The organism is Pseudomonas sp. 2,4-D (genome assembly GCF_030418155.1).
GTDB classification, from domain to species: domain Bacteria; phylum Pseudomonadota; class Gammaproteobacteria; order Pseudomonadales; family Pseudomonadaceae; genus Aquipseudomonas; species Aquipseudomonas alloputida.
Map to the genome: position 1 here is coordinate 66066 of NZ_JAUHUI010000004.1, position 18059 is coordinate 84124.

General features: G+C 61.4%; 15 protein-coding genes. 4 read left to right on the top strand and 11 right to left on the bottom strand.

The window, feature by feature from the left end; all coding sequences use genetic code 11:
• Nucleotides 1-114: 114 nt before the first annotated feature.
• Genes catA through QYE47_RS05315 form a run of 3 tightly spaced genes read right to left on the bottom strand, consistent with a single transcriptional unit; the run spans nt 115 to nt 2527 of the window.
• Nucleotides 115-1050, bottom strand: a complete 936-nt coding sequence (catA, locus tag QYE47_RS05305) for a catechol 1,2-dioxygenase (RefSeq protein WP_014590565.1) — start codon at nt 1048-1050, stop codon at nt 115-117.
• Nucleotides 1051-1093: 43 nt separating this feature from the next.
• The gene (gene catC, locus QYE47_RS05310; RefSeq protein WP_003256111.1) at nt 1094-1384 is read right to left on the bottom strand and encodes a muconolactone Delta-isomerase; all 291 of its coding nucleotides are present in this window, start codon (nt 1382-1384) and stop codon (nt 1094-1096) included.
• Nucleotides 1385-1405: 21 nt separating this feature from the next.
• A complete protein-coding gene (locus tag QYE47_RS05315; RefSeq protein ID WP_014590564.1) occupies nt 1406-2527 on the bottom strand; it encodes a muconate cycloisomerase family protein in 1122 nt (373 codons plus the stop codon).
• A 135-nt stretch (nt 2528-2662) separates the two neighbouring features.
• Here QYE47_RS05315 and catR point away from each other — a divergent pair, with 135 nt between their 5' ends.
• The 4 genes from catR (at nt 2663) to QYE47_RS05335 (ending at nt 8776) form a co-directional block, all read left to right on the top strand.
• A complete protein-coding gene (gene catR, locus QYE47_RS05320) occupies nt 2663-3535 on the top strand; it encodes an HTH-type transcriptional regulator CatR (protein ID WP_014590563.1) in 873 nt (290 codons plus the stop codon).
• A gap of 226 nt (nt 3536-3761) precedes the next feature.
• On the top strand, nt 3762-4085 hold the full coding sequence (locus QYE47_RS05325; protein ID WP_014590562.1) for a hypothetical protein: 324 nt from the start codon (nt 3762-3764) through the stop codon (nt 4083-4085).
• A 72-nt stretch (nt 4086-4157) separates the two neighbouring features.
• A complete protein-coding gene (locus tag QYE47_RS05330) occupies nt 4158-7922 on the top strand; it encodes a hypothetical protein (RefSeq protein ID WP_070383789.1) in 3765 nt (1254 codons plus the stop codon).
• Between the two features lie 122 nt (nt 7923-8044).
• Entirely contained in the window at nt 8045-8776 is a 732-nt protein-coding gene (locus QYE47_RS05335; protein ID WP_041166920.1) for a hypothetical protein, read from the top strand.
• A gap of 45 nt (nt 8777-8821) precedes the next feature.
• On the opposite strand, the gene QYE47_RS05340 is transcribed toward QYE47_RS05335, so the two are convergent.
• From QYE47_RS05340 to alr, 8 genes are all read right to left on the bottom strand, one after another.
• On the bottom strand, nt 8822-10252 hold the full coding sequence (locus QYE47_RS05340) for a tetratricopeptide repeat protein (protein ID WP_158284462.1): 1431 nt from the start codon (nt 10250-10252) through the stop codon (nt 8822-8824).
• Nucleotides 10249-10911 (bottom strand): hypothetical protein, encoded by a 663-nt coding sequence (locus tag QYE47_RS05345; RefSeq protein WP_146215708.1) that lies wholly within the window; start codon nt 10909-10911, stop codon nt 10249-10251. Before QYE47_RS05345 ends, QYE47_RS05340 begins: the two co-directional genes overlap by 4 nt.
• 194 nt (nt 10912-11105) lie before the next feature.
• Nucleotides 11106-11954, bottom strand: coding sequence for a helix-turn-helix transcriptional regulator (locus QYE47_RS05350; RefSeq protein WP_070383787.1), 849 nt, complete (start codon nt 11952-11954; stop codon nt 11106-11108).
• Between the two features lie 53 nt (nt 11955-12007).
• Nucleotides 12008-13420 (bottom strand): aminotransferase, encoded by a 1413-nt coding sequence (locus QYE47_RS05355; protein ID WP_014590558.1) that lies wholly within the window; start codon nt 13418-13420, stop codon nt 12008-12010.
• Nucleotides 13421-13454: 34 nt separating this feature from the next.
• Complete coding sequence (locus QYE47_RS05360; protein WP_014590557.1) at nt 13455-14558, bottom strand: polyamine ABC transporter substrate-binding protein; 1104 nt, start codon at nt 14556-14558, stop codon at nt 13455-13457.
• A gap of 255 nt (nt 14559-14813) precedes the next feature.
• Entirely contained in the window at nt 14814-15515 is a 702-nt protein-coding gene (locus QYE47_RS05365; protein ID WP_014590556.1) for an NAD(P)H-dependent oxidoreductase, read from the bottom strand.
• 98 nt (nt 15516-15613) lie between these two features.
• Nucleotides 15614-16804 (bottom strand): pyridoxal phosphate-dependent aminotransferase, encoded by a 1191-nt coding sequence (locus QYE47_RS05370; RefSeq protein WP_014590555.1) that lies wholly within the window; start codon nt 16802-16804, stop codon nt 15614-15616.
• 24 nt (nt 16805-16828) lie between these two features.
• Nucleotides 16829-18058, bottom strand: coding sequence for an alanine racemase (gene alr / locus QYE47_RS05375; RefSeq protein WP_070383786.1), 1230 nt, complete (start codon nt 18056-18058; stop codon nt 16829-16831).
• Between the last annotated feature and the right edge of the window lies 1 nt (nt 18059).

Here is an 18059-nt window from a genome sequence, read left to right on the forward strand (position 1 = left end):
GTGTGGGGCCTGAGCAAAAAGACGATTCTAGATCACCAGGCCCTTGCAGCAAAAAGCCCGGGACCTCCCCGCACGGAAAGCCCCAGGCAAAATCACAGTGACAAAACCTCGGACTCAGCCCTCCTGCAACGCCCGCGGCCGGTGGCTTCGCTCTTCGGCGTCAGGCGACTGGGCACCCTGTAAGCGGAAGTCGAATGACAACTCGGCAAAGCGCTCGCCCTGCACGTCGCGGTCGCGTGCCGCCGCCGCATCCTCGACAAAACGCAGTTCGCCGATCAGGCCGTCGCGGGTGGCATGGGCAAAGTCGTCCCACAGGTACTTGTCGCCCGCAAAGTTGATCTGCGTGGTCAGGTGGCGGTGCCCCGGTGCCGAGATGAAGAAGTGCACGTGCGCCGGGCGCTGGCCATGGCGGCCGAGCAGGTCCAGGCATTCCTGGGTTGGGCCCTGCGGGTCGCAGCCATACCCCGATGGCACGATCGAGCGCGCGCGGTAACGGCCCTCGGCATCGGTGATGATACGCCGGCGCAGGTTGAACTCGGACTGGGTCGAATCGAAGTACGAATAGGTGCCCTGGGTATTGGCGTGCCACAGGTCGACGGTGGCACCGGCCAACGGCTTGCCGTCGGCATCGAACACCTGGCCCTGAAGGAACATCACCACGCCTGGGTCAGTGCCGTCGTCCATGCGCGCTTCGCCTTGGGCCAGCGGCGCCCCGGCAACGTACAACGGGCCTTCGATGGTGCGCGGGGTGCCGCCGCCAAGGCCGGCTTCGGCATCCTTGGCATCCTGCAGCAGGTCGAGGAAGTGCTCGATACCCAGGCCAGCAGCCAGCAGGCCTGCCTCGTTACGGCCGCCCAGGCGGTTGAGGTAGTGGACGGCGTGCCAGAACTCGTCCTCGGTAATCTCCAGGTCTTCGATCAGGCGGGCGGTGTCCTGCAGCACGCGCAGAATGATCTGCTTGAAGCGCGGGTTTCCTTCGGCATGGTCCAGGCCAGCTACCCGGTTGAAGAAGGCTTGAATGTCGGCAGTGTGGGAAATTTTCACGGTCATCGTGCTTACCTCGTATTGTTCTTGTCAGGCATACAGGTGCGAATCAGCGATCGTCGCTGTGAATAGACGAGGGATGCCGACACAGGCCGTCGACCTCGATGTCCATGTACGGGAACAGCGGCAGCTGCATCAGCGTGTCATGCAATGCCTCGACGCTGGGCACATCGAACACGCTGTAGTTGGCGTAATGCCCGGCAATGCGCCACAGGTGGCGCCAGGTGCCTTCGCGCTGCAGGCGCTGGGCCAGTTCCTTTTCGTCGGCCTTGAGCTGGGCGGCCTTGGCCGGGTCCATGTCGACCGGCAGCTTTACGGTCATCTTCACGTGGAACAACATGGTTATCTCCTTGCTTGCTGATCAGCGACGGGCGAAGCGCGCCAGGCGCTGTTCGTCCAACGTCAGGCCCAGGCCTGGGGTGTGGGGGATGTGCAGCTGGAAGTCGCGGTATTGCGGCGGTTCGTTGACGATCTCCTCGGTCAGCAGCAGCGGCCCGAACAACTCCGTACCCCAGGTGAGCTGGCGCAGGGTGAGGAATGCATGGGCCGAAGCCAGGGTGCCGATCGAGCCTTCGAGCATGGTGCCGCCGTACAAGGCGATGCCAGCGGCCTCGGCGATCTGTGCAGTGCGCAGCACCGCGCGCGGGCCACCATTCTTGGCGATTTTCAGGGCGAAGATGCTGGCGGCGCCGTCGGCGGCCAGGCTGAAGGCGTCCTCGACGCTTTCGATCGACTCATCGGCCATGATCGGTGCCGGGCTGCGCTGGTTCAGGCGGACCTGGCCACCGCGGTTGATACGCGAAATCGGCTGCTCGATCAGGTCGATGCCATTGTCGCCCAATACCTGGCAGGCGCGGATGGCCTGGGACTCGTCCCAGTACTGGTTGACGTCGACCCGCACGCTGGCGCTGTCACCCAGCTCGCGCTTGATCGCGACCACGTGCTTGAGGTCCTGCGCCACCGGGTTGGCGCCGATTTTCAGCTTGAACACCCGGTGCCGGCGAATGTCCAGCATGTGCTGAGCTTCGGCGATGTCGCGGGCGGTGTCGCCGCTGGCCAGGGTCCAGGCCACCTCCAGGCTGTCACGTACGCGGCCACCCAGCAGTTCGCTGACCGGCAGGCCCAGGCGTTTGCCCTGGGCGTCGAGCAAGGCGCTTTCGAGGCCGGACTTGGCGAAGGTGTTGCCCTTGGCCAGCTTGTCCAGCTTGAGCATGGCGGCATTGATGTTGTCTGCCGGCAGGCCGATCAGCGCCGGGGCGAGGTACGCGTCGATGTTGGCCTTGATGCCTTCGGGGCTTTCGTAGCCATACGCCAGGCCACCGATGGTGGTGGCTTCACCGATGCCTTCCACGCCATCACTGCAGCGCAGTCGCAATACCACCAGGGTCTGCTGCTGCATGGTGTGCATCGCCAGCTTGTGCGGGCGAATGGTTGGGAGATCGACGATAATTGCATCTATGTGTTCAATCAGCGCGCTTGTCATTGTTGCCAGGTCCCGTCAGGTCGGGCTTCCAGTCGCAGGCCCGTGTGATGCGTTTACTTGATTGTTGAAGGATTGCGCGAGACCCTGACGACCGTCCAATATCAAATGAATCTCCCACCATACCCTGGAGGTCTGATGGAGCTGCGCCACCTGCGTTACTTCAAAGTCTTGGCCGAGACCCTGAACTTCACCCGCGCCGCCGAGCTGCTGCACATCGCCCAGCCACCCCTGAGCCGGCAGATCAGCCAGCTGGAGGACCAGCTCGGCACCCTGCTGGTGGTGCGCGAACGTCCGCTGCGGCTGACCGAAGCCGGCCGCTTCTTCTACGAGCAGACCTGCACCGTGCTGCAGCAGTTGCAGAACATCAGCGACAACACCCGCCGCATCGGCCAGGGCCAACGCCAGTGGCTGGGCATCGGCTTTGCGCCCTCTACCCTGTACACCGTGCTGCCGGAGCTGATCCGCGAACTGCGCCAGGACAGCGAGCTGGAACTGGGCCTGAACGAGATGACCACCTTGCAACAGGTGGAGGCGCTGAAAAGCGGGCGTATCGACATTGGCTTCGGGCGCATTCGCATCGACGACCCGGTGATTCACCAGCAGGTGCTGTGCGAGGACCCGCTGGTGGCCGTGCTGCCCAAGGGCCACCCCCTGGCGGGCAGCCCCCTCACTCTGGCCCAGCTGGCTGGCGAAGCGTTCATCCTCTACCCAGCCAATCCCCGGCCCAGCTATGCCGACCACGTGCTGGCGCTGTTCGCCCACCACGGCATGAGCATTCGTGTCAGCCAATGGGCCAACGAACTGCAGACCGCCATCGGCCTGGTAGCGGTTGGCGTCGGGGTGACCCTGGTGCCAGCATCGGTACAGCAGCAGCACCGTACCGATATCGAGTATGTCGGCCTGCTTGATAGCGGCGCCGTCAGCCCCATCATCCTCAGCCGGCGCAAGGGTGATGTAAGCCCGATCGTGCAGCGGTGCCTGGCGTTGATCGGGCAACAGGCCATATGAACACACCATGCCCCTCGCGGGCGCGCCCGCGAACACGGGCAGCGCAATTTCAAGGCTTCGGCGGTCAATGAGGTTTTGGGGCCAATGAGCTTGCAATCATTGTCAAAATGAACATGGCCATTTGCTACATCTCCCAATGCCTACTAGATTCTTTGAGCGCCGCCATCGTGTCACCAGGAAGGTGGCCCCTCATACCCGCCAATCAATGCAGAATGGAGTTCTCAGAATGGCTATCAGTGCCAAAGTTAACGCTGAATTTTTGATCGACAAGAAGACCTACGAGGCTTCGCTCACCATCCCTGACTCCGCACCCACTGCCGATAAGCCGTTCACTTTCACTGTTACCTCGAAGGGCCCTGAAGCAGGGGCGGTAGAACAGAAGCTTCTCGAAGTCGCTGTGGGTGCCACTAACCAGGTATACGTTGCAGTTGCACCACCAATGGACCTCATCTCTGATGCCATTGGCGGTGACGCCAAGGTCGTTCAGGCGCTGAACGTGGAAGTCTCCGAAGGCACCTACAAAGACGGGAAATTCGTCGTCACGCCTTGACCCCTTCTCGGTGGGGCATACTTCTGTGCCCCACCGCTTTGATTCACCAGCCTGCGGGAGGGCACCTTGCCCATGGATATCCGCATTACGGCGCACTTTGCCTGGTCGGAGATTTTTGGTGGCATGTTTGCCACCCAGAGCAAGTGCCAGCTTGACCTGTCACGTCAGTACAGCCTGATCTATGCAGACTTGGGAACAGGGTTAGCAGAGGGATGGGATGTTTTGGCCGTAATAAACAGAGCCTTCAAAACTGACCTTCCCACCGGACATCTACGGGTCAACGATGCCGGTTTTTTTACCTTCAGCCACTTCGGCGAAGGATCGCCCCCCCCTAAAACCTACCTGGATAGTATTTTCCCGCAGTCACCGGTCCCATCCAGCGTATCCGGGACCACCGCGCCGATGGACAATACCGCGGGCTTTTGGCTGACGGTTAGCCTAAAGGACATCGAGCTATTCGGTAGTCTGATTGAAATCGGCTACGACTCGCCAGCAGGCGCGGGGGACAAGCTTTCACTGTCGGCGGTGCTGTCCAAAGGGACCGTTGCCGGCACCGCAGTCAAAGAGGCCATCTATTCGGCAAGTTTGCCCAACATCCGCCTGTTCAAGATTTTCGGCTTCGAGAACGTCGAGGTCCGTTACCGCTTCAGCACTGCCAGACAGCTCGCTGTCAAAGGTTTGCTGCGTGTATCACTTTTCGATCAGAAGGAGTATCTGTTCCAAGGGGCGCTGATTTCAGACGATGTCAATAAGACGTTCTCGGCCTGCCTGCAGAGCGTCGAGCCAGACGAAAGCGTCCCCCGGCTTTTCGATGGCCAGATGCGCGGTATTTCGTTCCGGCGCCTGGTCTTCGGGGTGTTCGCCAAGTATGGCAGCACCGACGCGCAGAGAAGCATCCAGGTGCAGGGTACAGTTCAGGTCGGCTCCGCCCAGCTTACCGGGTACATCTACCTACAGAACGGCAAACCCCAGGTGGCCAGCGTCAAGGTCGACAAGACCCTGTCGATCGGCGATGTGTTCAACCAATGCATCCCCGGAGCGCTGTGGCCCACTTCCCTCATCGACATCACATTCATGGCGGGCACCGAGCTGTACTACCGCTTAGCAAGCGACAAGCAGCCTGAAAGGCTGGAGACATTCGCCTGCCCTGCCGCAGGTGAACTTCCCTCAGCCCCCCTCGCGAGCAGCATTGACTATCAGAACGGGTTCAACATCAGAGCGTTGTTCGAACTGAAGCTGGTCGAGACCCTGGAAGTGATCGGCACTATCCAGATTGGTAAGGATGGCGTCACTGCCGACATCGGCCTAGGGAAGCCCATCAACCTCTTCATCGTCACCATCGCTGCCGCGCACGCCAGCGAACCCAGCGGCGGGCCGGCCTTCGAGCTGTCCACAGTCGAGGGTAAGTCATCGATGGGGTTCGTCGGCAGCATCTGGTTCATGCAGGCGCCATTCGGTGTCGACGTCAGTGTGAAGACCATCAAGAATGCCAAGGGCAACTCACAGATCGACTGCGCGCTCACGGCCCTGTCCGATCATTCGCCGTTTCTGCCCAAGGGCACTTCCCTAGGGCTTCGATACAGCAAGGACGGAGGTTTCCAGGTCACGAACTGGCCGAGCTTCGAGTACCTGACCAAAGCCATCGACTTCATCAAGACCTTACAAGAACTGTCCAAGGAAGGCAGCCCCGGTTGCGGCAAGCTGGTCGGATTCGCATTCGAGAAGTTGCTGCAGTCAAAATTCAAGATGAGTGTCTCGTTCAGTACTCAGGAGAATGATAAGGGCGTGAACCTGCTACTCAACGGGACCTACACCCTTTCCGTCGCGGATACCTCACTCACCGCCGTGGCAATACCCTTTCCTGAGATCGTGAGCTTCCCCCTACCAAACACAATTGAGTTCTCGGAACTTGGCGACTACATAGAGCGCGCGCTTGCGTCAGCAGCAGAGTCATTTGTCCGAGGCCTGCTGAAGAACCGTGAGGCCATTGCTGCCGTCATCGGCCTGACGGCGGGCAAGGCCGCAGCGTCCTATGCGGCCACCCTTGCATGCCAGTCATTGATAGACGGCGCAGCAGCAGATGCCGTTGTTGCGACCGCGGCCGAGGCATTTGCAGCGGCCACGGCCGCCGAGGCCGGCGGCGCCGCAGCCGGAGCATTGGTGGCCGGCGCTGTAGCCGCTGTCACCAGTTTCTTCGGTGGGACTGGCACTGGCACTGGCACTGGCACTGGCACTGGGACTGGGACTGGGACTGGGACTGGGACTGGCACCGGTACCGGTACCGCGACACAGAGCCCACCCGACAATCCGCGAGTCAGCATCAGCAATCGCGTCGTTACCCTGACCTGGGGTGGAGGCCAAGGCAACGCAGGCTATCACGCGCAATTGCTCGACAGCGCTGCGAAGGTCCTGCTCGATAGACCGGGCCTAGATGGCGCCACCCGCAATAGTGCGTTCGAGTTTGACGTGCAGTGGCCGTCCGGCCCCTACAAAGCACAGGTCCAAGGTGTTCGTGGTGAATCAGCCACCGATTGGGCGGGGGCCCCATTCAATCGACTGACTGCGCCAGACCAACCACGCGCTCAACAAACCCCAGCCGTCAATGCGCCGGATTACGGCGTGCAACTGAACTGGCCTGCCGTTGCGGGTGCCTCGTCCTACGAGCTTTCAATTACCCAACCAGGAAGCGGAATCGAAAAAGAACCAATCAGGCCTGACCAGCAACAGCCCCTTCCGCCCACGACATACGCGTTCATTTTCAACGAGGCTTCGCCGGCAGGTGATTACGGTTTCAGCGTTGCGGCACAAGGCGGGAATACGTCCGTAGACAGCCCTGACAGCCAGACGCTGACACTGGTTCGTCCAGATCAGCCTCAGGAGCTGCAAGCCAGCAGTGCCGGCAGCAGCGTAGTGTTGCGCTGGCGCGCCGTGGCCCAAGTATTCCGCTACCAGGTTTTGGCCAAGAGGGAGGGATCTTCTCTTCTGGTCATCGATCTGCAAACCCGCGACGAAGGTGGCGTAGTGCATGCCGAGTTCGCCTTGGCCAGTGTGTCGAACACCCCTGTTGTCTATCATCTGCAGGTCCAGGCCCTGCCCGGCGCCGGCCAGGTCGACTACGTCGCGGGTGTGCCATCGGCTGTAGTCGACGTGACGATCACGTCTTATTCGACCGCAGCAGAAATGGCGGCAGCGCTCAACGCCCTCCATATCGAAGGCAGCCAATGCGGCACTCGGTTGCTCGCGGCGTTCCCGGCGCTCACCCCGAACACTTTGGCCAGCGCAATGGCACAAGGCGGTTACGCTGCGCAAGACACGAGCCAGGGCCTGATTGCCGTCTGGCCAAAGACTTCACCCTCGGACCTTGCCGCGGCATTGGCCTTCGCATACTCCGGCCCAGTGGACTGGGCGCGACGCATGTTCGCCCAGGGTGTTCCAGCTACTGAGTGCGCGAGTCAGCTGGTGCAGAGGTTCAAATCCCTCACGCTGAGTTCATTGGCCAATGCCCTGGCCCAAGGTGGATACACATCCTTAGAAACCAGTAAGGCACTGCTCGCTGTATGGCCGGGCACCCCCCCGCTTGAGTTGGCAGCTGCGCTTGCCCTGGCGTACCCGGACCCGGTGCAGTTTGCAGCCTCTCAGTATGCCCAAGGCATCATGGGTGAAGCGTGTGCAGTCAATCTGTTGAAAGCATTCCCCCACCTTGGCGCTGCAGAACTGGCAAGCGCTATGGCAAAAGCAGGCTACCTCGTGACAGACACGGCAACCGGACTCAGGGCTGCCTTCAGCGACATCTCGCCCGCGGAGCTATCAACTGCGCTAGTCAGCGCATATCGGTAAAGGCGGGAGCTTTTGACGCTCCTGAGCATTCATGCGCACCGCTGTATCGCTACAACGAGCAACAGGATCTACCCGTTCACATGCATCACTCACCCAGTCAGTGTCTACGAAAGGAATCCAACATGAGCATCGAGTCTTTGATCAGCATCCTGCAGTCGTTGAAACAGCAAGGCCTGAGCCCTTTAGATGCGATAAGAACCGCTCTTTCCCAGCCCCAGTCGCAGTCTCGGGCCCTTGGATCAACCGAGGACAGTACCACCGTGGCTGAAGCCGTGATTGAAGTCTTCTCCCCCCTGACCGCGACTCAGCTGGCAACCATCCTGCATTCGCTCTATCCCGCCATGACCGCACTTGAGGTCGGGACGACCATTCTCAGCCCAAAGGTTTTGCCAGCCACTCCGGCTACTGAGATGACTGAAGCACTCACGAAAGCAGGCTTCAGCGCAGAGAGCGTCAGCGATGCGGTCAACATCCTGTACCCGGTCGCCGTGACCATCCAGGCTAACCAAGCCTGGCAGGAAACTGGAGTCACATTGACAGGTCGTCAAGTCACCCTGATAACTGCGCAGGGCTCCTGGACGGCCAACCCTGCCACAGGGAAGGTAGGCCCCGCTGGCAACACTAGCTACCGCGCAAAAGAAGGCTACACGTTGCCCGGTGCATTCGAGGGGGCGTTGATCGGTCGCCTCGGGACCAACGCTCCGTTCTTGGTTGGACCGCAGATCAAATTGCCGGCAGGACAGTCTGGTCCATTGCTGCTGTGTATCAACGATGACATCAACGGGATTTATGGGGCAGGCCTAAAAGACAACCAGGGTAGTCTGCAGGTGAAGATCGAGACACAAAGCGAATGACCGAAACTGCCAGCCCGGTGCCCTCCCCAACCGGGCTCGGCAGTCTCAGTGCCCCAATGATCGGTCACGCTCGCCATAGAGCAGGGTCACATTCACCCGTTGGTTGACGTAGCCCGTGCGAAAAGCCAGTGGCGCGGTCGCGTGGAACAGGTCGGAATTGAAGATGATCGCTCTATTGCAACGGTAGGGAATGATCGCTGGGCGAGCCCCAGACTCTTCCAGGAACGCCACAATCCGGTCACCGTGCCGATTGTAGGTTTCGAAGTCCCAGTCCGGGGGCGCTTGGACGTCGTAGATCACAAGCCCTCCAGAATCGTGATCAAGATTGGCCTCGTCAGGTGTAATCCAAAAGTTCACGTTCACCGCGGCGAAGTCGGCGTGTGGGTTTGTCGCTGGCTGATCATGCTGGTACTTGAATCCCCACATCTGCAGGAGTGGGTGATGCACGCCTATCAGTTCGGGGAAGAAACGCCGAATTTCCTCTGCGACCTGCAGCAATAGCGGGCAGTTGAAGCCATCCCTGAAGAACGCCCCTAGTCGACCATGTGCATAGCGGTCGGTGTGCCAGATGGTGGATTGCAAACAGAACGCCTGCAGGAGCGCCAGCGCATCTACTGACAGAAAGTCATCGATCACGACAAGGCCCAGCGGGCTTTCCTGGTAATCCCGCTCTGCCTGGAGCAGAGCCGGGCTCAGGTTCAAGGCCCCTTCGGGCAGGCGCGGCGCGTTCAGTTGGTGGACATTCCGCCCGTAGGACGCTGGCAGTGGCGCGTCCACGACCGGTGGCTTCAAAGAATTGTCAGCTTGATCGTATCGTTGGAGAACTGCCTCATACGCGCCAATTTCCGCCACAAGCTGCGGACCAATCAGCCCATGGTCTCGCAAATAGCGTAACTGCTCGAGGTCGTGGGCCAGCTTCGCCCGCGAAGCCCTAGGAGGAACATCAGAACGCTGGGAAGTGTCGGGTTGAGATAACGTCCGCTCAACCCCGCGAGTTGCAGTGGCATAGTGCGCGGCCCACACACCCGCGTCGACAAGATCGTGAGCCCGCAATGAGGTGCTGACGAGGTTATCCAGGATTTCTGGATCGCGCGGGTACAGTTCTTCGAGCATCCTCCACATTGCTCGGGCCGAGTCATGCTGCCCTATGTAGCCATATAGTGTTGCAAGTAGAAAAGCCAAGTTAGCCCTGGCCAGGTTGAACGTTGGCTGCAGGCTGATCGCAACTTTGTAGCTCGAAATCGCATCCTCATTGCGCCCCAACTGCTGTAAGGCCCAACCAAGATTGTTGTGGCCAGCAGCCGAGTCAGGGATCTGCTGCACAATGGCGCGAAAGCAGGTCTCAGCGGCCTCATAATCCCCCTGGTCGCAGAGGCTACAGCCCTCCGCCAGTCGGACCGATATCGCCTCCTGCGAGCAGCTCTGCGGGAGGTGCCGGAGCACACCATATTTCGCAATCGGGTCTCGCACACTCACGCAAGGCCCCTGAATTGTTCCAGGTAAAGCCTCATCATCCTCGCATCATCGATAGCTTCGTTGACAGTATTCTCAACACCGTCATTCCAGTCATCACCAATCGCAGCTCTGGCTACATCGGTATCCGTGAGCGCAGCCCAGGTGGACTCGGTATCCAGAAGCCCGGTGACATCGAGTAGGCGCCGTTGCCCATTTTCCGACGCGTTGAGTAAGAAGTCGTAGTTTAGGAGCAAGCTGCTTTCGATCAATTTCCCAAGCATGCCTTGGCATTCGACGTAGCCAACATAGACCTCGCCTCCAGCAGTCGCAATCTCTAGGCCGTTGTTAGTCTCGACCCCGCCAAGAGTACGCATTTTGTAGATCTGGCCACCAGGCTGGGAGTGTTCATAAAGCCTTTGCCTGATTGAGCGCGAAGTGAACCCGCAGTAGAAGGGGAGACAAGTGCCCTGCCTGCTGTCCGTGACAAAATAGATCACATAGATGCCCGGGCTTTGTACCCCGGAATTTTGACCGGGAGACAACGACAACGCGCTCCCGCCGTAGGCCCGAATGACACCGGTAATGTTTCTGCTATCCCTTTCAGCGTCCATGACTTCGTCCTTGTAATTGCGCACCAGATTGCTCAGTTGAGCAGAGTGCTGAACGCTCAGCTTAGCCACTATAGCGCCACTAGCCAGGGCAGGCGACGAGTGACTCCAAGTAGCCAAGAAAGGCCCTCAGCCGGACATTGTTCCGCGAGGGCTGAGCAGCGAAGAAGATGCCATTGTCCTTCGAGCGGGTTGGTGCTGTGTAGTCGCTGCCGGTGCGCCTTGGGAAACGCCCGACGGCATGTACGTCAGCCATTGGGTATTGTTCACCGCGATACGCTATGGATTTCCAGCTGATCACCGCGTAACCAGTCGATAAACCGTGCAAACAACTCCGATTGCGAGTTGATACCAAGCTTCATGTACAGGTTCTTGCGGTGCATGCGCACGGTCTCCGGCGAGATACCAAGCTCCTGCGCAGTAGATTTCACCGAGTGCCCGCGCAGGATCATGTGCGCCACTTCCCGCTCGCGGTCGGTCAGCACCTGGCAGCCAAAGCTGTCGAACGCTGCCTGCAGGCTGCCGCGCTCGGTTGATGCAGTGCCCGGTTCCAGGTTGTGCCGGGCATAGCGCACCAGCAGTTCGCGCACCATCGGCTCCAGCGCACGCAACAGGTCGACCTGCCCGGCGTTCAGACGCGTGCCGCTGCAGCCCTGGAACAGGCTCAGCGACAGCTTGCGGCCTGCGCTGATGTCGACGATGTAGTAGCTGTCTTCACTGCAACCTGTACCCAGGTAATAGGCCTTGTAGTAGTCGCTGTCGAAGAAGTTGTCGGGGGCGATTTCCTGCAGGTGGTAGAAGCCTTCGGCCAGGCCGCTTTGCACGGCAAGGCAGAAAGGGTCCAGCAGGTAGCCGGCGCTGAAATAGCGCTCCAGCACGGCAGCCCGATGCCGTTCGGGAATGCCTTGCTGGTACAGCAACTGCGGCGCCCGCCCCTGGCACTCAAGGCTGATCATCATCGACTCCACCCGCACCAACTGGCCGATGGCTGCGGCCACATACTCCAGCGCCTCGGCGGTTTCGCCATGGGCCAGGGCGCGCTGCAACGCCACGTGCCACTGCTGCAGCGCGCCCATTGTGAGGGTAAGCGGGGTATCGGGAGAGGCCTGGGTCATGCCCGGCAGTCTAGCCTGCCAGGCACGCCCGCGCACAGCCCTTTGCGCCAGGTTCATCGGCCTTGGTACAGGCCAAGCGCCGTGAGTTCACGCGCGGTTTCGAGGATGCACTGGCGCAGGGTCTCGACGATCTCGTCCACCTGCGCATGGGTGATGATCAATGGTGGCGACATCACGTTCAGGTGCATGATCGGGCGCACCAGCAACCCTTTTTCCTGCGCTTTGCTGTGGATGCGCTCGCCGATGTTCACCTCATCGGCGAACAGTGCCTTGCTGGCCTTGTTGGCGACGAACTCGACACAGGCCATCAGCTTCATGCAGCGCACATCCCCCACCAGCGGCAGATCGCGCAGGCTCTGCAAGCGTTGCTCAAGGTAACCCCCCACGTCCTTGACATGATCGAGCAGGTGCTCGCGCTCGATGATCTCGATGTTCTTCAGCGCCGCCGTGCAGCACACCGGGTGGCCGCTGTAGGTAAAACCGTGGGTGAAGCAACGGCCCTTGCCTGGCTCGGCAATCACTTGCCAGATACGCTCGGAAAAAATACACGCACCCAGCGGCAGGTACGCCGAGGTCAGGCCTTTGGCGGTGGTGATGATGTCAGGGATGACGCCAAACAGTTCCTCGCTGGCGAAGAAGGTGCTCAGGCGCCCGAACGAGGTCACCACTTCGTCGGCGACGAACAGGATGTCATAGGTCTGGCACAGCTGCCACATGCGCTGGAAGTACCCCTCGGGCGGAATGATCACCCCGCCCGAGCCCATGATCGGCTCGGCGAAGAATGCCGCCACGTTATCGGCACCCAGCGAGAGGATCTTGTCCTCGAACTCGGCCACCAGGAAGTCGAGGAACTCCGCCTCGTCCATGTCATCTGGCGCGCGGTACGGGTTGGGATTGGAGACGTGGTGGATCAGGTCGTGGTGGTAATCGAACTCCGGCACCCGGTCGGCGGCCTTGTTGCCAATCGACATGGTCAGTGTGGTGGAGCCGTGGTAGGCGTTGTCGCGGGCGATGATGTGCTTCTTGTGCGGCTTGCCTCGGCAGTTCTGGTAGTACTGGATCAGCCGGTAAGCCGTATCGACCGCGGTCGAGCCGCCCGTGGTGAGGAACACATGGTTCAAGTCACCCGGCGCCAGCTGCGCGAGCTTCTGGCACAGTTCGATGGCGACGTCGTTGGCCATGTCGGAGAACGGGTTGGAATAGGCCAGCTGGCGTACCTGATCAGCGATGGCCACGGCCATTTCCTCACGGCCCAGACCAATGTTGGTGCACCACATGCCGCCGACGGCATCGAGGAAACGGTTGCCGTGGGTGTCGCGAATATAGGCGCCTTCACCGGCGACGATGTTCAACGCACCCTGCTCGCGGTGCTCGTCGAACACATGGTAGCCGTGCATGTAGTGGGCCTTGTCGGCGTCCACCAGCGGGTCGTGGGCAATGGCGAATGCTTTGCTTGGGGTGGCCATGGGCAGCTCCTTGGCGGGAATTTTTGGGCAGTGTTCAGAAACCGGTCTTGATCGTGCTCCAGACCCGGGTGATGGCGCGCATGTCCTTGGGGCTCTGGGTTTTCTGCGCGAACAGGCGCTCACGGGTTTGTCCGTCGGGGTAGATGGCCGGGTCCTGGCGGATGTCATCACGCACCAGCGCGGTAGCGGCAGCGTTGCTGTTGGCGTAGTGGATGTAGTCGGTGACCTTGGCCATGGTCTGCGGCTGCAACAAGAACTCGATGAAACGGTGCGCGTTGGCCGCGTGCGGCGCATCCTTGGGGATGTACAGGTTGTCGAACCAGATCAGCGAACCTTCCCTGGGGATGAAGAACGACAGTTTGATGTCCTTCTTCGCTTCCACTGCGCGGGCCTGGGCGGTGGCATAGTCACCGGACCAGGTCAGCGCCAGGCAGACATCACCATTGGGCAGGCTGGTGAGATAATTCACCGAATCGAACTTGCGTATGTAGGGGCGGATGCCCAGTAACAGTTGTTCGGCCGCCTTGAGGTCGGCCGGCGACGCGCTGCGTGGGTCCTTGCCCAGGTACTGCAAGGCCAGCGGGATGACCTCGGTGGGCGCGTCCATCAGGGTGACACCGCAGTCGGCGAAGCGCGAGACGATCTTGGGGTCGAACAGCATGGCCAGCGAACCGATCGGCGCGTCGGGCATGCGCGCGGTGATCTTGTCGACGTTGTAGGTGACCCCCGAGCTGCCCCAGGTGTAGGGCGCCGAATACTTCAGGCCAGGGTCGTAGCCCTGCAGGTCGTTCACCACCTGCTGGTCGAGGTTGTGCCAACTGGGCAGTTGCTGCTTGTCCAGGGCCTGGAACACACCGGCGCTGATCAGCGGGGGTACCAGCGAGGCGTTGAGCATGACCAGATCGTAGCCGGAACGGCCGGTGAGCAGCTTGGTCTGCACGGTTTCGTAGCCATCGAAGGTGTCGTAGATGACCTTGATGCCGGTGGCCTTCTCGAAGTCGGCCAGGGTGGTTTCACCGATGTAGTCGGTCCAGTTGTACAACCGTAACGTGTTACCGCTGTCCACCTCTGCCGCCTGGGCCAGGCTGGCGCCAGACGCCAGCAGCAGACCGCCAATCACCTTCAGTACCTTGCGCATGGCAACTCCATCGTGTGAGTGCTCCGGATCGAGCCGATGGGTTCACTATCGGTGGATTGGTCCAGGGGTGACATACCCCGAATGTGTGGGTGGTCGTTTTTTGGCAGGTGGCGCTGGAAGGTTTGCAGCCCTTTCGCGACACAAGGCTGCTCCCACAAGGACGGCGCAGCCTTCGAAGCTGACGGTAATCCTGGGAGCGGCCTTGTGTCGCGAAAGGGCCGCAACGCGGCCCCAGTGTTCAGTACAGGAGAAAGGTCACGTCAGCGGGTACAACGCTTCATCGAACTGCGCCAGGCGCGGGAACACCAGTGGCTGGTCGTCCGAGAGCTGCTCCAGACGCTGCCGGTATTGCTGCAGAAAGTCCTGTCGCGCATCAGCACTGATGTACGGCACATGCCACGCCACGAACGGCGGCAGCACCTCGAACCCGACATAGGCCAGCGTGCCCCGCAGGATCGGCCGCAGCATGTCTTCCAGCGGCCCGTGAATCGCGCCGTCGCCAAACATGTGCTCTCGCCCGCCCAGGGTCACGGTCACCAGCGCCCTCTTGCCGGCCAACCCGCCCTGGTCGTAGAAGCGCTTGCCGCCATAGCACACCCCCGACACCAGCACCCGGTCGATCCAGCCCTTGAGCATGGCCGGGGCCGAGAACCAGAAGATCGGGAAGTTCAGCACCAGCAAGTCGGCCCACAACAACTTGTCCAGCTCCTGCTGGATATCCGCGGCAATGGCGCCACGCTTGACGCCCTGACGCTGCTCCAGCGCATACACGAGGTACTCGGGGTTCTCGCGCTGGGTAAAGTCATCGGCACTGGCCACCGGGTTCCAGCCCATGGCGTACAAGTCACTGACCTGCACCTGATGGCCTTGGGCGCGGAAGGTTTCCACAGCCTGGTCACGCAGGGCTGCCGTGAACGATTGCGGCTCGGGGTGAGCGTGGACGATCAGTACATTCACAAACATTCTCCTCACACAAAACAGGTTATCTTGCCGCAGTGGTTCAGCAGCGCGCGCCGTCCTCCTGGCCCGGGCAACGCGTACGCTGGACGGTGTGTTCACGCATCCGTCTGCCCGCGCATCAGTTCGCCGGCGCAGCGGGCAATGCGCTGGCAGGCATCGACCAGCGCCTCGTTGCCCAGCACCAGGCCCAGGCGGATATGCCCGGCAGCGCTAGGGCCGAATGCCTCGCCGGCGAGCACCGACACGCCTTGGCTATCCAACAGGTAGTCGGCGAAAGCCTGGGCGCTATGGCCGGTTTCACGGATGTCGACCATCACGAACATGCCACCATCGGGCTTCAACGCCTTCAAACCCGGGCAGCCGGCCAGCTGCTCGCACACCAGATCGCGCCGCTGGCGGTAGGCTTCGCGCATGGCGTCCAGTTCGGGCAACGGGTGCTCCAGCGCCACCACGGCGGCATCCTGGACGAAGTCCGGCAAGCCGTAGAGCATGCACAGGGCGAGGTTTTCCAGATGCGTGGCCAGTGCTGTCGAGCCGACCACCCACCCCATGCGCCAGCCAGTCATGGCATGCGATTTGGACAGGCTGTTCAGCGTTGCAGTCCGCTCGGCCATACCCGGCAGGCTGCCGGGGCTGACATGCTCACCTTCATACAGCAGCTCGCTGTAGACCTCGTCAGAGATCAGCCACAGATCATGGGCAACGCACAGTTCGGCCAGCGCCTCCCAGGTGGCGCGCGGCAGGCTCGCCCCTGAAGGGTTGTGCGGGCTGTTCAGGGCCAGCGCGCGGGTGCGCGGGGTAATGCGCTCGGCGACGTCACGCGGGCACACGCGAAAGCCATTCTCGGGCTTGACCGGTACCGGCACCACCTTGGCGCCGCAGGCACCGAACACAGCCTCGTAGGTGACATACATCGGTTCGGCAACGATCACCTCATCGCCTGGGTCGAGTATGCACTGGGCTACGCAGAACAGCGCGCACTGGGCACCCGCCAGCACGGTCACCTGGTCGACGCTCACCGCCTGGCCACTGCGCTGCCGGTGACGGTTGGCGATGGCCTGGCGCAGCGCCAGCTTGCCGCGTACATCGGCGTAATGAGTATGGCCAGCGCGCAGGCTGTCGATGGCCGCCTCGACGATAGGCGCGGGAGTGTCGAAGTCCGGGTCCCCCACCGACAGCAGCAGGATGTCCTTGCCCTCGGCCTGCAGCGCCAGGGCGCGGTAGTGGATGTCCCAGGCCGCAGCGCCGTCGCCGGCGATGCGTTGGGTGAGCTTGGCGTAGCGCATGGCAATCTCCTTTCAATGGCAATTTCAGTCGACGAGCATCTTCGGGTTGGAACTGCCCCATACGGTGTACAAATCGGCGAGCAACGCGCCGTTGATTTCTTCCATCTCGGCCTGGGTGATTTCGCCCCCGGCCTGCTTGCCAAACAGCACCACTTCGTTGCCCCCCTTCACATCAGGGAAGTCGGTGACATCGACCATCAGCGTGTTCATCGACACCTTGCCCACAACCGGCACACGGTGGCCGTTGATCAGCACATGGCCCTTGTTGGTGAATACCCGGCGGTAGCCATCGGAGTACCCGACCGTAATGTTGGCCAGACGCGAATCACGGGCCAGGGTGAAGGTGCGGTCATAGCCCACGGTGTTGCCAGCCGGATAGCTGTGCACCGCCGCCACATGCGATTTGAACTGCATCGCACGCTTGTACTCAGTGCGCCCCGGCACGGTGTCGCCGAACAGCGCGCCCCCCGTTCGCACCATGTCCAGGCGCGCTTCCGGCACCTCCAGCGTAGCGAACGAGTTGGCGGCGTGCAGGGTGAGCTTGCTGCGGTCGAGCTTCGCGTGCTTGATCAACCAGTCGGTCTGCTCGTTGAAGGCTGCCAGGCCCTTGCGGACATCGTCCTTGTCCTCCACGGCAAAGTGGGTCATCAGCGCGACCAGCTTGAGGTGCTTCTGGTCGGTGATCTGCAGCGCTTCGCCACGGCCGGACCAGGTGGCCATCTCCACCCCGTTGCGGCTCATGCCGCTGGAGTTGAGCGCCATGTGAATGCGCAGGGTCTTGCCATGGCGCGCGGCGATGGCATCGGCCTGGCGGGCGAATTCCGCGCTGCCCACCAGCTCCTCCATGTCGTACTGCAAGCCATCTTCCAGCTCGCTGAGGCTGGCCAGGCGTACCCGCACCAGTTGCCCGGTGAAGCCACTGGCGCGGACCACGCGGGCCTCCTCGTTGCTGGCCACCGCCATGCAGGGCACGCCCTGGGCGATGATCGATGGCATTACCAGGCCGATACCGTGGCCATAGGCATCGGCCTTGAGCACAGCGCACAGCTTGGACTTGCCGGCCAGCTCGGCCTGCAGGGTGCGGATATTGTGTTGCAGAGCGCTGGCACTGACCTCAACCCAGGCGTTGCTGTTCTGCACGGTCAGGGTGTTGGTGCCGTTGTCCATCGACAACGGGGGGGCCGCATACAGGGGGGCCTGTCCGGTGATCAGAAGTGCCAGGGATGCAGCCAGAAGGGTACGGCGAAAGGGCATG